Origin of the sequence: [Leptolyngbya] sp. PCC 7376, assembly GCF_000316605.1 — a bacterium.
GTDB lineage: Bacteria > Cyanobacteriota > Cyanobacteriia > Cyanobacteriales > MRBY01 > MRBY01.
Map to the genome: position 1 here is coordinate 4,067,941 of NC_019683.1, position 14,122 is coordinate 4,082,062.

The 14,122-nt window shown below is 42.3% G+C and carries 12 protein-coding genes and 1 pseudogene; 8 read left to right on the forward strand and 5 right to left on the reverse strand.

Annotated elements, in window-relative coordinates; translation table 11 throughout:
* Positions 1 to 161: 161 nt before the first annotated feature.
* The 6 genes from LEPTO7376_RS23890 to LEPTO7376_RS18300 all read left to right on the forward strand — a co-directional run bounded on the left by LEPTO7376_RS23890 (position 162) and on the right by LEPTO7376_RS18300 (position 6,688).
* On the forward strand, positions 162 to 2,567 hold the full coding sequence (locus LEPTO7376_RS23890; protein ID WP_015135582.1) for an adenylate/guanylate cyclase domain-containing protein: 2,406 nt from the start codon (positions 162 to 164) through the stop codon (positions 2,565 to 2,567).
* 301 nt (positions 2,568 to 2,868) lie between these two features.
* Entirely contained in the window at positions 2,869 to 3,570 is a 702-nt protein-coding gene (locus LEPTO7376_RS18285) for a DUF928 domain-containing protein (RefSeq protein ID WP_041764042.1), read from the forward strand.
* Positions 3,571 to 3,664: 94 nt separating this feature from the next.
* A complete protein-coding gene (locus LEPTO7376_RS23895) occupies positions 3,665 to 4,912 on the forward strand; it encodes a response regulator (RefSeq protein WP_015135584.1) in 1,248 nt (415 codons plus the stop codon).
* A 330-nt stretch (positions 4,913 to 5,242) separates the two neighbouring features.
* Positions 5,243 to 5,416, forward strand: coding sequence for a DUF4278 domain-containing protein (locus tag LEPTO7376_RS25105; protein ID WP_015135585.1), 174 nt, complete (start codon positions 5,243 to 5,245; stop codon positions 5,414 to 5,416).
* Between the two features lie 154 nt (positions 5,417 to 5,570).
* Positions 5,571 to 5,714 carry a hypothetical protein gene (locus LEPTO7376_RS26585; RefSeq protein ID WP_160148509.1) on the forward strand — a complete coding sequence of 48 codons (144 nt, stop codon included), beginning with the start codon at positions 5,571 to 5,573 and terminating at the stop codon, positions 5,712 to 5,714.
* Positions 5,715 to 5,869: 155 nt separating this feature from the next.
* Positions 5,870 to 6,688, forward strand: a complete 819-nt coding sequence (locus LEPTO7376_RS18300) for an IS6 family transposase (protein WP_015135586.1) — start codon at positions 5,870 to 5,872, stop codon at positions 6,686 to 6,688.
* A gap of 44 nt (positions 6,689 to 6,732) precedes the next feature.
* On the opposite strand, the gene LEPTO7376_RS18305 is transcribed toward LEPTO7376_RS18300, so the two are convergent.
* Together LEPTO7376_RS18305 and LEPTO7376_RS18310 are read right to left on the reverse strand one after the other, a co-directional pair.
* Complete coding sequence (locus tag LEPTO7376_RS18305; RefSeq protein WP_015135587.1) at positions 6,733 to 7,590, reverse strand: IS982 family transposase; 858 nt, start codon at positions 7,588 to 7,590, stop codon at positions 6,733 to 6,735.
* A gap of 64 nt (positions 7,591 to 7,654) precedes the next feature.
* Entirely contained in the window at positions 7,655 to 8,503 is an 849-nt protein-coding gene (locus LEPTO7376_RS18310; protein ID WP_015135588.1) for an IS982 family transposase, read from the reverse strand.
* Positions 8,504 to 8,762: 259 nt separating this feature from the next.
* Between LEPTO7376_RS18310 and LEPTO7376_RS29225 the strand changes: the two are divergent.
* Together LEPTO7376_RS29225 and LEPTO7376_RS18325 are read left to right on the forward strand one after the other, a co-directional pair.
* Positions 8,763 to 9,634 (forward strand): annotated as a pseudogene (locus LEPTO7376_RS29225) (IS630 family transposase).
* Between the two features lie 519 nt (positions 9,635 to 10,153).
* The gene (locus LEPTO7376_RS18325; protein WP_083891160.1) at positions 10,154 to 11,122 is read left to right on the forward strand and encodes a formylglycine-generating enzyme family protein; all 969 of its coding nucleotides are present in this window, start codon (positions 10,154 to 10,156) and stop codon (positions 11,120 to 11,122) included.
* A 678-nt stretch (positions 11,123 to 11,800) separates the two neighbouring features.
* On the opposite strand, the gene LEPTO7376_RS18330 is transcribed toward LEPTO7376_RS18325, so the two are convergent.
* From LEPTO7376_RS18330 to LEPTO7376_RS18340, 3 genes are read right to left on the reverse strand one after another with little or no spacing between them, the layout of a single operon-like run.
* A complete protein-coding gene (locus LEPTO7376_RS18330) occupies positions 11,801 to 12,292 on the reverse strand; it encodes a hypothetical protein (RefSeq protein WP_015135590.1) in 492 nt (163 codons plus the stop codon).
* A 20-nt stretch (positions 12,293 to 12,312) separates the two neighbouring features.
* The gene (locus LEPTO7376_RS18335; protein ID WP_083891226.1) at positions 12,313 to 12,924 is read right to left on the reverse strand and encodes a DUF4276 family protein; all 612 of its coding nucleotides are present in this window, start codon (positions 12,922 to 12,924) and stop codon (positions 12,313 to 12,315) included.
* A 19-nt stretch (positions 12,925 to 12,943) separates the two neighbouring features.
* On the reverse strand, positions 12,944 to 14,122 hold the full coding sequence (locus tag LEPTO7376_RS18340) for an AAA family ATPase (RefSeq protein WP_015135592.1): 1,179 nt from the start codon (positions 14,120 to 14,122) through the stop codon (positions 12,944 to 12,946).

Sequence of the window (14,122 nt, forward strand, 5' to 3'; positions counted from 1 at the left end):
TCGCCTCTATCAAAAAACGAGAGCTTTCCATAACATCCTGAATCCTTAGAATCTCAGAATAATTTAACGATTAGCAAACCCTAAACCCAGATGGATATGTCAGTATTTCTCTAGAACACTATGCTCATCGCTAAACTGTCGCTGGCAAATAAATTTCACCTATGGTTTGGACTGACCAGCTGAAATGGTTTACTCGCAAATCCCAGCAGCTCCCTCTACGGCTCGTATTGGTTGTACCGTTTTTGCTGCAAATATTTGGAGTGGTGGGATTAGTTGGCTATTGGTCGCTCCGCAATGGTCAAAAATCTGTCGATACTCTTGTCCAGCAACTCCAGACTGAAATTGGACGGGAGATTGATCTCCATTTACGCAGTTATTTACGGGAGCCAGATTTTGCCAATCGCGCCACCATTGCTGCTGTCGAATTAGGGTTAGTTGATCCAACCGATCAAAATGCTTTAACGACTTATTTTCGGCGGTTAATCAAAGACAATCCACAAATTAATACAATTCAATATGGTTCCTTAGAGGGTGACTATATCGGTATCGGACGCTGGAAAAAAGGTGAGCCTGTCCTTAAGATTGCGACCCGTGAGATGGATGGCAAATTTCAAACGCTCCGACTCAATAGCGAAGGTAAAACAACTTATATTTACAACACCCGCGAAAACTATGTATTGCAAGATCGCGATTGGTTTAAAAACCCAGTTGGTGCACAGGCAACCCGTTGGAGTCCGGTTTATGTGATGTTTAGCAATCGCATGTTAGGGCTGACATTGGCGGAACCTGTTGAGAATGCCTCAGGCGAAATGATTGGAGTGATCGGCACAGATGTGTTGTTGGCGGAGTTAAATATTTTTCTCAAAAGCCTTGAGGTGGGTAAAACAGGACAGGCCTTTATCCTTGAACGGAATGGTGCATTAATAGGTAGTTCGACCCTGCGGAGTAGCCTCAATTTTCAGAATGATCAGGAGCGGCCAGAGCGTTTATTGGCAGAGGTTAGTGAGGATGACCTGATTGAATCGACCACTCGTTATCTCAGGCAAGAATTTGGCTCGCTAGAGAATATTGATCAACAGGAAAAGGGTCGCATCAACTTAGACGGGAAAACGCATTTTTTACAAGTGAGTCCATATCAGGATGAGTTTGGGTTAGATTGGCTCGTGATTCAAACGATTCCTGAGTCAGATTTTATGGCGCAGATTCATGTGAATACTCGCAACACGATTTTGATGATGTTTGTGGGTTTATGTATTGCGTCTTGGGTAGGGCTAATGACTTCTCGCTGGATTGCCAGCCCGATTTTGCAACTCTCTCAGGCGGCGATCGCCCTGGCGGAAGGAGAATGGAATGTCTTTATTCCAAATTACCAAACGGCTCGAGTGGGCATGATGCGAGAAACCACGAAATTAGCCTTAGCTTTCAATCGGATGCGTTCAGAGCTCCAAAAATCTTTTGATGATCTCGCCAAAGCAAAGAGTGGTTTAGAAGTAAAAGTGCAAGAACGCACAAGGGAATTGCGAGCCAGTGAAATTAAATATCGTGGCATTTATGACAATTCCCAGGTGGGGATTTTTCGAACACGAGTGGACAATGGTCTAGTAATTGATGCGAATGCCCGCTGTGTTGAAATGATGGGTTATGACAGCGGTGATGAAGTCATTGGTCGGTTAACGGCAGCCGATTTTTATGCGGATCTAAAAGACCGAACAAAGATGTTGCAGCAGGTGGTGGATTATGAGCTGCATAACTTTGAGACTCGATTTCGACGTAAAGATGGCAGCATTTTGCATGTCCTCATTTCTGGGCGTTATAACCAGGAAGATCGCTGCCTTGAGGGTGTAATTAACGATATCAGCGAACAAAAGAAGGCAGATGAAGCACTCAAACAAGAGCAAGCAAAGGCAGAGGCTTTACTCCTCAATATTTTGCCCGAGGCGATCGCCACCCAACTAAAAGAAAAGCCAGGTACCATCGCTGAACAATATGACCAAGCTACGATTCTTTTTGCTGATATCGTCGACTTTACGCCCCTCGCCTCACGCCTGTCGGCCCAAGCTTTGCTCGATATCCTCAACCAAGTTTTTTCGCAATTTGACGAACTTGCTGACCAATATGGTCTCGAAAAAATCAAAACAATTGGTGATGCCTATATGGTTGCAGGGGGATTACCCATTCCCGACCCAAATCACGTCGCGGCGATCGCCGATATGGCCTTAGCGATGATCGACATTGCCCAGAATATGAGCCCTCTCCAAGTGCAACTAGATGAAAATACCCAACTAAACCATCTCTTGCGGATTCGTATCGGTATCAATACAGGCGAGGTCATTGCAGGCGTCATCGGCACAAAAAAATTCATTTACGATCTTTGGGGAGACTCAGTGAATGTTGCTTCTCGAATGGAAAGCAGCGGTGAGCCCAACCTTATCCAAGTCACCGAATCTACCTATGAACTTCTCAAAGATGACTATATTTTTGAGCAACGTGGCATGATCTCCGTCAAAGGAAAAGGCGCAATGACAACTTATTGGCTTCTCGGCAAGGCTGAAAATCCAGGCGCTTAGTCAATTTCCAATACCTCAAAACGGCATTGTCAACAGATCGCAGAGTGCAAGATGGATTGTGCGTTGAATACCTTGCTTATCCATGAAGTTATAGCAGTGGTCATTTAGTTTGATACGTCATATGAACCTCAATCCTGAGCCTGTCTGCAAAACCATTATGGAGTGTCTTAATCTATCGGCGACTGCTATAGAAAGAGGACTTTGTGAGGCTGGCAAACTGCTTGGGAGGAAACATTATACTTGTAATTGTCGTCATTCAGAAGATCGAACGACACATGACAAATCTTTCTTACTGAGTCAAATGTTTTCTAACAATTTCTTCTCTCAAATCAGCTGGGCTGTGTTCTTTTCGGTACTCGGCTCGGGTTCTGTTGCTCTGGCTGACTACAATCCCCCCGATGCAGAAGTCCCTGATGGCTCCACCGTTGCGAATGGTTCTCGCACTTCCTGCATTATGGAAGAGGGCAACACCGCATTTACGCCTCTTATTCCGCTGACTCACCTCGCGAAGGGCGATCGCCAGCCGGAACTTGCTTTTTATGTTCCCACAACCTCAGAGTATCGCGTCGATATCGGTCTCCTCGATAGCGATGGTGAATTCCTTGAATTTATTGAAGCAACAGGTACTGAACCGGGGATTGTCTCGGTGCCTGTGACGATGATATTAGAAACAGGTCGCTATCAGATACATGCAGGACTCGCTTGTGATGATGCCAGCCAATATCATACTGAGGCGATCGCCTATTTTGAGTTAGAGGCTTTACCAGAAGCAGTGCAGACAGAAGTGGCAGATACTGCTGATGCTGCAACACAATCAGAAATTTATGCCGATGCCGGTTATTGGTTAGATGCTTTTACTCTCGCTGATGAGACGCAACGCCTTGATTTATTGCAACAGCTAGCCTCATTGGAGACGACGGAGCAACAAGCAAATTTAGTGGCGATCGCCGAAGCTTTGACCATGAAGCAAACAACAGACGTGACTGCCCATACTGTTCCGTAAGATCGTTTTTCCCGAGAATTCACGAAGACTTTTTGGGTTAAGACTTTTATGATGAAGACTAGGCAGTGCCTAGGTTGGAAGTCAACGGTTATCTATGAGCGATCAAAATGAACTCCTCGAATTAGTTGAGACCCTAGTTCATGAGCAGAAGGGGGAATATCTTAGCGATCTGCAACGCATTATTTTGGCCGCATCCCTAGATGATTCGGGTAAACGCAAAACTTATGAGGCGATCGCCAACGAAACGGGTTACTCACCGAAATACATTAAACAAGGAATTGCGCCTACCCTCTGGCAACTGCTCTCGGAACTATTTGGTGAGAAAGTCAGCAAAAGTAATATTTTTGCTGTGCTTTCTCAATACCAAAAACAACATCCACCCCAACCCAAAACAACTCAGCAAGCTACATCACAACCAGCAGAAACATCAAAAGTTTCTCTCTTAACTCCGACAGCGGCAATACCGACCAGTAATGCCAAAGCCGTTATTTTATTAGTTGATGATCAGCCCCAAAACCTCGCCCTCCTCACCGATATGCTCGAAAGCGAAGGGTACGATGTGCGCCAAGCGATTAATGGTCGACTTGCGCTTAATGTTGTAAAAATTCAGCCGCCTGATCTCATTTTGCTAGACGTGAATATGCCTGAGATGAATGGTTATGAGGTGTGTCGTCAGCTGAAAGCAGATCCCAGCACTGCTTCGATTCCCGTCATTTTTATTAGTGCCCTTAATGAGAGTTGGGATAAGGTACAGGCGTTTTCGGTAGGTGCGGCAGACTACATCACCAAACCACCCAAGGTAGTGGAAGTTATCGCCCGTATTACGAATCAACTCAATCTTTCGAAGGCTTACCAACAGTTTCGGCGGCTATCAGCCCATCTCCAATACAGCCAACGGTTACTTCGCGATGCGGGATTAGTCGATGCCCATATGGGACTGATGACGCGGGACTATTTTGAGCAACGTCTTACAGAAAAATGGCCAGGGGCGATCGCCGCGCAACAGAGTATGGCATTAGTGCTGGTGAAATTTTCTTATCTCTCTGTGGGAGTGCATACCGATTTTCCTGCTGAGTGGCAGACCCTTATTACCCATCTCCTGTCTCTTGTGGATCTAGAGCAAGTCGAAGTCGCTCATTTTGCCCCCTTTACAGTCGCGATCTTGATGCCTGGTGTTAGCGCCAATCACCTCACTGAAGTGCAACAGGCGATCGCCCAACAGTTGGAACCCTATAAACTGCCTCTATCAATGGATTTTCAGATCTTTTCCCACAATGCCCAGCCCAGCGAAACACTGACGAGCCAACAATTTCTCGCTGCGGGTAAAGCTTTACTCCCGTAGGATTCTAAATTGTAAGTTTTAGAGAAAGTGACTTTTTTAAATCAAAGACATGACCAAAAATGACTTTTTCGGTATTTTTTCTGCTGGAAATTAGAGCGATAGTGAAAGCAATCAAGTTCACACAACATTCTTTCTCAGAGGTTAATCCGATGAATCATGACCTTGTAACTGTCCTAGAGATCAATGCAATTTTCGCTTTGTTCTTTACAGTTTATTCTCCGCTCATAATCTGGCGTCTGCCAACTCGCTAGCTGATTTCTGCAACTAAAAACTCACTTTCTTTTTTGTCACATTTCCCTTATCAACAATTTCTTATCTCGGAGCAAAATAATGACAACTCTCACTTTTCGTGGTTCTCAATTCACCTATCAACCTACTCGTATTCATACACCTACTTGTAAGACCCACACAACCAAATATCGTGGACAAGTCGTTGCAATTCGTCAGCCGATCACCCCAGACTCTACACCCAAAGGTCTGATCTATCGAGGCGTTGCGTACTAAAAGTTCGACTTAGGCATCTAGTCTGCAAGTTTTAGATACCCCAAGGCTTCCCAATACTGGGAGGTCTTTTTTTAATATATGGAGGCGATCGCCAAGCACAGCTCCCTTACAAATCGATCACCTCTACTTAGTTCGCCTCATCCAATATGATTTCGTGGATGAAATTCTGACTGGCGAACCCTTACCCCGCTACCGATTTAAAGAGCTAAATCTGCAAGCAGATCCCGATAGCTATGACATATTGATCGCAATTAAACCTGTAAAAGAATGGCTTGATGGAGTCTACACATTGCTCTAGCAAGTCATCGATCAATCTGAAGCCGAAACTCTGACTGATTTGATTGATTTGACCTCTTGCAAAGATTCTGTCAGAGTTGAGTTGTCAAAATAGGTTTGAATGTGACCGTCTGATATTGTTTGAGTCAACTTAAACCATCGCTCTCAAACCGTTCTATGGACTGCCCTCATTGTGACTCGACAAGATTTTCAGTCCTACAACGAAAGACTAACCTTGGTTACGATCGCTTTCAGTGTAAAACTTGCCATCGCACCTATAACGAGCGCACTGCAACACCTTTCAATTTCATTGAAGTGCCTACAGACATCGTCTTTGAAGTTCTATTCTGTCGAATCAGATATAAACTCAGCTATCGCGATGTCGCTGAATTCTATTTGCTTCGTGGATTTCAATTCAGCCATGAAACTGTTCGGGACTGGGAGGAGCGTTTCCTGCCTTATTTCACCGAACACATTCGAGAAAAACGACGAGGAAAAATAGGGCAAGTCTGGTTTGTTGATGAAACTTATGTCCAAGTTTCTGGGCGATGGTGCTATCTATACCGTGGCATTGATCAAGATGGCAATCTTGTGGATGTGAGGCTCTCTGATAAACGGGACATGGCAGGGACTAAAGCCTTTTTTGAAATGGCCAGAGAGATATCAGGGGAAAGTCCCGAGCAAGTCTTTACTGATGGTCTTAAGTCATACCCCAGAGCCATTGATGAAGAATTAGGAAAAGAGGTGGAGCATCAAGTGATTGGCTGTCAGGGTAATCCAGTGGAGCAAAGTCATCGTGGCCAGAAAGACCGATATTATCCGACTCTTGGATTTGGAGCCTTGGAATCAGCCCAGAGATTCTGTCAGGCTTTTGATGAGGTGAATAATGTTCTGAGACCTCGTCGTCAAATGGGAGAAGTAGTGTCTTCGTCTGAACGAAGAGATAGGTTTCTCCAAAGAATCGAAGCATTACACAGCATTTTCAATGCCGCTTAACAACAGGCTTATCGAACGTGAGTTCGGGATAAGGAAATGAGGTTCTAATCAAGCTGAAGAGAGGGTTTCTTAGGCTGATGACAGTAGGCAATGAGACCGCAAAGCAAGTTGACACAAAAGTTCGCTGGACTGCGATGGCGAGAGTGTTCAATCTGAGAAATTTTCTTCAGTTGGTCAATGACTGTCTCAATTAAAGCTCGCTTACGAGCCAAAACTTTGTCACGCCAAAGCATCAGGTGATTCTTCATATTGCGACGAGGCTTAGCTAGAAGCCTCACATCATATTCTTCTTGTAAATACTGTGCCAGAGCTTGAGAGACGTAACTTTTATCAGCAAAGACTTTTCCCGATAACTCTTTCAAAAGCTCCACTACCGGCTTTCTATCATTGGTGTTGCCAGGCGTGATTTTAACATTGAGTAATTCGCCATGGTCATTGATAACCAGATGTAGTTTGAAACCAAAGAACCAACCCACAGAGGTTTTACCTCGAGCGGCATGACCTTCAAAAACGCGATGTTGAGAGATGCGGCGATTGTGACAAACCTTGATACTGGTGGCATCAATGAAACTAATACCTGTGCATTGACCATAACAGTGCTGTAGGTAGACACATAGAGGTACTAACGTCGAAGGCATCCACTCCACAAAACGTTGGTCACTCACGGCTCTGGGAAAGGCTCCTCGCCAGTGATGACGCACATTGATGAGATAGAAATACTTGAAGTGACGATAGTGAGATTGATGAAATGCAATCAATATCGTCATTATCTCGCTGAGACTAAGGCTTCTAGGGCGACGTCGCCGCCGTTGTTTCGAGGCCAGTAATTGTTGTTGCCATTGAGGTTCAAAGACTTGGCAGAAATCATCAATGGAACAAAACAAAGGTTCTAGACTGGTCATGGGAGAAAGTGGTGGATTGCTTATTAACGTGAGTTCTGGATAAGGAAATGAGACTCTAATTGAGTTAGAGAGAAGGTTTCTTAGGCTGATGACAATAGGCAATCAAGCCACACAGCAAATTGACGCAGAAGTTCGCTGGACTACGATGTCTAGAGTGCTCAATCTGAGAAATATTCTTCAGTTGGTCAATGACGGTCTCAATTAAAGCTCGCTTACGAGCGATGAATGTATCTTGCCAGAGCATCAAGCGATTCTCCATATTGCGGCGAGGTTTAGCAATTAACATCACATCATGTTCTTCTTTGAGATGTTGTGCCAGAGCTTGGGACACATAGCCCTTATCTCCAAAAACTTTGCTGAATAAATTCCGTAACAGTTCAACGACAGGCTTTCTGTCATCAATATTGCCAGGAGTGATTTGTACATGAAGTAATTCTCCTCGGTCATTAATGACCAGATGGAGTTTGAAGCCAAAGAACCACCCAACAGAGGTTTTGCCTCTAGCGGCATGACCGTTAAAGACTCGATGTTGGGCAATACGGCGATTGTGACAAACTTTGATACTGGTGGCATCAATGAAACTAATGCCTGTGCAATCTCCATAACAGTCACATAAATAGGCACATAGAGGCACTAAGCTGGAGGGCATCCATGCCACAAAGCGTTGATAACTCACTGCTTTGGGAAAGGCTTTTTGCCAATAGTGTCGCACCATCAGGAGATAGAAATGCTTGAAATTACGATAGTGAGATTGATGAAATGCAATCAGTATCGTCATCACCTCACTCAAGCTTAGGCTTCTAGAACGGTGACGATACCTTTTGCAAGAGCTCAGTAATTCTTGATGCCACTGAGGTTCAAAGACCTGGCAGAAATCGTCAACGTCACAAAATAAAGCGTCTAAACTAAGCATAGGAGAAAGCTGTGGATTGGTTTCAACTGCCACGATATGAGCTTTCTTCTTTTCTTTCCTTATCCAGAACTCACGTTAATTTACGTGGAATATTACCGCACAAGTTTGCTAGAGATGACTTCAAAATATGGATTCGTTTTAATTCAACAAAATCAAAAAATGAGATAAGGCGATCGCCGTCCATCTGCTAGAGTGTCGATTTTAGGTTAATGGGAGTGGGTTAAGACAGAATAGGATAGAAGCAATAAACATAGATGCCATGCCTGCTCCCCATAGTCTTGATTTACGCCTAAAAGCTGTTGCCGCCTTCGATAAAGGTGAACGAAAAAGTGATATCTGTCGCTTCTTTGGTATTAGCCGAAATACGCTAGACCTGTGGCTGAAACGACGAGAGAAAATCGGTTCAGTCGCTCCGAAGACAGATTACCGTCGAGGCCCTCAACCGAAGATTAATGATCTAGATGCTTTTCGTGCTTTTGCAGAGGAATATGGGCATCTAACCCAGAAGGAAATGGCGGAGAAATGGCCAGAGTCTATTAGTGATGCATCCAGACGTGAAGCTCTACGGAAAATTGAATTTACTCGAAAAAAAAGACCTATCGATATCAAGAGAGAGATAAAGAATTAGAAAAAGCATTTGTGGCACAACTGAAGCAGTATGGCCAAGAACGACTCGTATATATCGATGAAAGTGGATTTGATAATACCTTAGATTATGGGTATGGCTACTGCCATAAGTCAGAGAGGTTTATCGCAGAGAAGTTAGGTCATCGTACAGAACGAGTTAGCGTGATTGGAGGATGGCGAGAGGGAGAGCAGATAGCACCGATGGTATTTGAGGGCTATGCCAACAGCGCCTTAGTTTGCCAATGGGTAGAGGATTGCTTAGTGCCAGAGTTGATTCCGGGTCAAATTATTATTCTGGATAATGCCAGTGTTCATCCAAAGGAAAGAATACAAACATTGGTGGCGAAGGCAGGATGTGAAGTGATATTTTTGCCACCCTACTCACCACACCTGAACAAGATAGAGAAGTTTTGGGGGAGGTTAAAGAAGGAGGTAAGTAAGCTCATCAAGAAGACTGAGGATTTGTTCGATGCCATCAGAATAGCCTTCTGTTCTATGTCCTAACCTTCTCCTTCGCTGCTATAAAACCCATAAACCAAGCAAGAGCAATATCTTGAGCGAACAAATGAACTACACTGCAAATTGTGTAGAACAAATATATTACGCTGTCACTATGGCTCGAGGCAGATTTGAACTGCCGACCTTGGGCTTATGAGTCTCCAGTACATGAGTACTATGAAAATGACTTGCTTCTCGCTTAAATTTGAGCTGTTTTATCGTTGCAATCCGAGAAAGTTGAGAGGCGATCACCTGCTTTAATTTTGAAAGCGAATAGGTGAAAAATCTTTGTCGATATTGGGGGATGAATTTATCTGAAGAGCATTCGTCGTGAATGCCAACTTGACTGCACAAGCTTGATGTTTTTGTTTCAATCTCTTACAAAATCCCTATTTTTTAGAAAATTGTTTATTGTGAAGGAGTTCCTATCTAGATTGTCTTATTTTTTTGACATCCTTTTCTGCTCGAATTTATAGGATGGTGAAGGTTTCTAGAAATACAAAAAAAGGCCATGAAATTTTATCTATGCAACTACCAAAATTGCAACTACCAAAATTAGTTATTTCGCGTCGAAAAGCTTTGCAGTATATTGCACTTGGAGGATTAAGTTTAAGTGGCGCTTGTGGAGCAGGAAATCTATTGAAACGTGCACCAAAACGAAAATCTTTTGATAACTTCACAGAAAATGGGATTGCTGCTGATATTCCATTAGAAATGGTGGCAATACCAGCAGGGACATTCTGGATGGGCTCACCAGAGACGGAAAAAGATCGGCATGATAATGAAGGCCCTCAACATAAAGTTTCTGTCCCTGCGTTTTTTATGGGGAAATACGAAATCACTCAGGCGCAATGGCGTAGTGTAGCAAGTTGGGATGCAATTGAGCGGGAACTTTCGCTGGAGCCTTCGTATTTTACTGGCAACGATAATCTTCCCGTTGAACAAGTTTTGTCATTAGATGCGGTTGAGTTTTGTAAAAGATTGAGTAGTAGAACAGGTAGAAAATATCGTTTACCGACTGAAGCAGAATGGGAATATTCTTGTAGGGCTGTGCGACCTGTAGAAACTCCTGAAAATTTAACTCTTGAATTGTGGAACCAGAAATATTTAACTCGCTTTTATTTTGGTGATGATGACAACTATAGCTCGCTAGGTGACTATGCTTGGTTGAATATTAATTCCAACGCTAAAAGTCATCCTGTTGGTGAGAAAAAGCCTAATAATTTTGGTTTATATGACATGTCTGGCAATGTTGGGGAATGGTGCCAGGATGACTTAGATTCTAGCTATCAAAACGCACCGAATGATGGGTCGGCATGGGAGTGGGAGGATCAAAGTGACGTCTTCTACCTTGAACGGGTAGAACGGGGTGGTTCTTGGCTTAACGATCCGAAGCATTGTCGGTCAGCGAATCGTGACGGGCATCTGCGTGAAAGTGGTGGTAGCCCTGATCTCGGTTTTCGGGTTGCTTGCTCTCTCTCAAGTATGACTTAGCCCTCTCGGACATTGTCAACTTAACTCAGGTCAAAGATTGTTGTTGAGAATAGAGTGATTTTGAAAACACAAAATATGCTTTTTAAAAGCGATCTTAAGTTCTGCATTCTCAATAACTACAAAATTTAGATTTAATTGGACAATACTATCCTCATTGGTAGTGGACTGTAATTTTCAATGTTCATATCAATTAAAAGCTGTTGTCTAAACCAATCATCTGCCACATAAAAACATCAAGATACTTTCATTGCTTGACCTTGGGACTCAACAATTATCATTTTCACTTTTAAAGCTATACTTTCCCTCCTTCAAACCCATGCCTAGCAAGAGTTTCAGCTAAATTCAAACAAGCGCAATAGCGTTATTAGATTTAGTCCAAAATTTAGTCCAAAGGTTAAGGATCGGTTAATAGAAGCATTAGCGTAAAATACTGAAACCTTTGCAGTGTAAAAGCTCCAGGAAATGGCTCGAGGCAGATTTGAACTGCCGACCTTGGGCTTATGAAATCCCAGTACATAGTTACTATAAAAGAGCTCGTTTCTCGCCTACAATTGAGCCGTTTTTATCGTTGAGTTGAGGGGTGATCGCCGAATCATTGCAGCAAACCTCGCAGAGTTTAAGCCATAGAAAAAATATACTCTTCCTTGCCACTGGGCTTTCTTTGTATCGGTTGATTAGTCAAAATTTAAGCTGTAATGTGCGAAGGTATTTTTTGCCAAGCTTTAACTGTTCTTGATCCGTTGTGGTCATATAAGCTTTAACTATTCGGTTACGCTGACAGCATGTGATATCAATGCGATAGACAAGGTTGCTCTCAATTGGAAGATTATATTTTTCAAAGGATTCGTGCATATCTGCGTTTGGTCTACCAAAAATGATGCTTTTTAGGCAATCGACGCTGCCTTTTTTAAACAGAGTTTTACTAAATAATCCACCCTCGATGAAATAACCATCTTTTATGGTGTTTGTCATCAGCTCCAATAGAGCAGGTATTTCGGATGGTTGCTTAACATTATCTATTAGGCAATACTCAGCACCGTAGATTCTATTTTTATAAAGGCTCCGCCATGTCTGGGAGCGGAGAATAAATGCAGCTTTTGTCGGTACATCTTCAAGGAGATTGCCAGGGATCTGGATGCTAAATTTTCCTCTAATTGTCTCAAATTTCATGAAGAGAAGTTATTTCTAAATTAGGGTAAGATTTGACCTGTAGTTTTGAGCACAAACCTTTTAAAGGTAAGGCTATTTTTTAGTTTTTGAAAATCAGATAACTTTTGGATGATTTTGATCGCGTCAATATGATCTTTATACTTTTGCCCCGTAGCTTGTTTGAAAATATCTGTTAGCTTACCTTTCGGATTGTTGACTCGATCTGGATGCTTTTTGCTTTTTAGTCTTATATTTAAAGGATGTGGATGAGTCTTCTCTTCCAAAAACTCTTTAAGTGGTCGATGGTCTGCGATAAGCCATGCTTCCAACTCTTCTTGAATACAAACCAAATCTATCTTTTCTCTGGCAACACCAGCTTCGTCTAAAGATTGGTATATTTTTTCTCTATCCTGCTTCAGACATGGCTTCTCTTTGTTCTCTCTCCAAGCTGGATATAAATCCCAAATAATAATTACTCGCTCACAACCTTGCTTGAGTAAAATCTTTGCACTTTTTCCACAATCTTGTATTAATTTTGGTTTGCTGCTTAGTGTAGTGGGTGGTTGATGTATCTCAATATTAGGATCAAGCTTTCGGACTAGAAATTCACAAACTTGCCAGTCAGCACCTTTAGGTCCACATTCAAAAATCATTCCTATCTTCATTCACTTTCTATCCTCTTTTAAGCTTGCTCATTGTATAAAGCTCACCAACTCTAAATTCCTCAGCCCAGTCATATAAGTCTTTGTTGTTTTCTGGTCTTGTAAAAGTTGGTTCTCCATCATCATTACGCTCTACTAAAACAATGTGTGATATGTCTAATAAATCTAAGAGATAAGGTGAATGGGTTGTGATAATTATTTGAGTTTTACCTTCTCTAACTACATCTGATAGCTCGTCAACAATTAAATGGATAGTGCTAGGGTCTAATCCATTTTCAATTTCTTCAATCACAATTAATGGCGGCGGCTCTGGATGACGTAGAACAGCAAGGAGGGAAACTAACCGAAGTGTTCCTGTTGAGAGGAGCCAACCGGGAATTTTAAATCCAGCTTCTGATAGTTGTAAATATACTTTTCTCTCTAATTGTGACGTGATATTTGGCTGTAAGTCTTGAGCATATGGCAATATAAACTGTAAAGTTTCAACAATGCCATTAAAAACATTTAAGTCTTTTTCTCGGATATCTAATAAGTATTCTGCAATATTTGAACCATCTCTATTCAGTCTAATTTTCTTGTCTGTACGTCTCTGAAGATTAGGTAAACCCATGATTGAAGGGTTTAAGTCAATAAATTGCCAATCACTAATAGTTCTATATACTGACCTTGCTTGCTCATCGAGAAAAGAAAATGCTGTAATTATTGATTCATCATCAATCATCCTTTCAGGGGGACGAATAGATTCATTTGAAATATCTATTCCACGTTCATTACTTGAATTGTTGAGTTTGATAAAAAATGCTTCTTGGTCAGTATAAGACCTGACTTTTAGTTCTTCCTTTCTTATAAAAACCTTATCTCCGCTTTGAGAGCATGTGATTTCTAACTCCGTGCGCCAATCTTGGTGGGATAAATTAAAAGTGATTGGATTACTCTGAAACGATCTCTGATTAGCTATAGAGCGAGGTGTATGGGAAACAGAACGATTACGGATAAATTCAAACCCTCCCCAATAGTTCATTGCTTCATCTAGTCCATCTTGGATGAGCATTTGATAAGTGAGCAAGCTCTCAATCAAGCTACTTTTGCCTGAGCCATTTGCGCCAATAAATGCATTTAGCTGTCCGAGTTTGAGACTTTTACTATCACGGATAGATTTGAAATTTTTAACCTTGATTCTTTTCAGCAT